The sequence below is a fragment of the Allobosea sp. P4_C6 genome, from assembly GCF_056402015.1.
In genome coordinates this window covers 1-1209 of the sequence record NZ_JBFUIF010000256.1, presented here as the reverse complement: position 1 = coordinate 1209, position 1209 = coordinate 1, and the positions used below count along the sequence as shown (strand labels likewise).

Annotated in this window: 1 protein-coding gene; it reads left to right on the top strand. The window is 58.5% G+C overall.

Going from position 1 to position 1209, the window contains the following annotated elements; genetic code table 11:
* A partial coding sequence (locus tag AC1DVA_RS28445; RefSeq protein ID WP_476808135.1) for a hypothetical protein occupies positions 1-1209 on the top strand: 1209 nt, incomplete at both ends.

Genomic DNA, 1209 nt, shown 5'->3' with positions numbered 1-1209 from the left:
GACGTGGCGACGGTCAAGGCGACGCTGAACGGCAATTATGACAGCCATCCCGGGCTCAATCTGGACGATCTGGCGGCGCTCGGCTCGGTCGGCGTGGTCGCAACCGACAGCGACGGCACGACGGCGCTCGGAACGGTCAATGTCGCCGTCTCCGACGACGTGCCGACGGTGACGGCGCTTCCTCCGCAAACGGCACCGCAGGTTCTCGGCAATTACGTCGTTCAGGCGGGCAACGCTGATTGGCGCGGACTCGACGGCACCGACAATCACGACATTCTTCTAACGGGATTTGTCGGCGCCAGTCACAACGGGACCGCAGACTCCGTCAACACAAATAACGGCAGCATCGGTGCCGGCAATCACTTCATCACGGGAGCGACAAACCAGAAGCCGCAGCCCGATGGTGTCCGGGTCGATTTCGTCGACAATCTTCAAACAATCGGGAGTGGTGGCAGTGCCACCTATACATACAGCGAACATTACCTTGCGACGTCCACATCGTTTGTGGTCGATCAGGTGCAGGGCGGTGGAACAGCGGTCATCTTCGTGCAGCTGTGGAAGGCCGATAACGATTCTTACCCGGGGAATTTTTCCGACGATCAACGGGTCGGCATCTCGTCGATCACCGTCAATGGTGCGGCTCCGACGAATTTCACGGCAGTTTATGAGGGCGGGACGCTCATTGGCTATGTGTTTACGGATGTTGCTGTCGGTGCGACGGTCGTGGTCAATGGCGCCGCCGACTTCAATCGACTGATCGTCCAAAACTACGACGAGTTTTCGTTCTCGAACGCCGCAAATCAACCCACGCAATTTGACAGCGGCCGTAATTTCACAATCTCCGGCGTCACAGCGACGATTCAGGTGGTGCAGCCTTTCGAGGTTCACCATGACGAGTCCGCCAATGTCAATAATGGCGCAGACCCCAATAGCGCCGATGACACGGCCGCTGCCTTACCGGCGGCTCTATCCGGTCGGATCGGTCAGCTCGGGCTTGTCGAGATCGGACACGCCGTTTCAACGACGTCGGCCTCCACCTTGTTCACCTACGCGGTTGGGGCGGATCAGTTGCCGTCCGGCTCGGCGATCACATATCGTCTCTCGACAAATGTCGCGAATGGGACATTCAACGGTGCCGATAGCGGTCTGACGACGACCAAAGGCAATGTCGCCATCCATCTGTATTCGGACCCAACAAATCCTCTGATC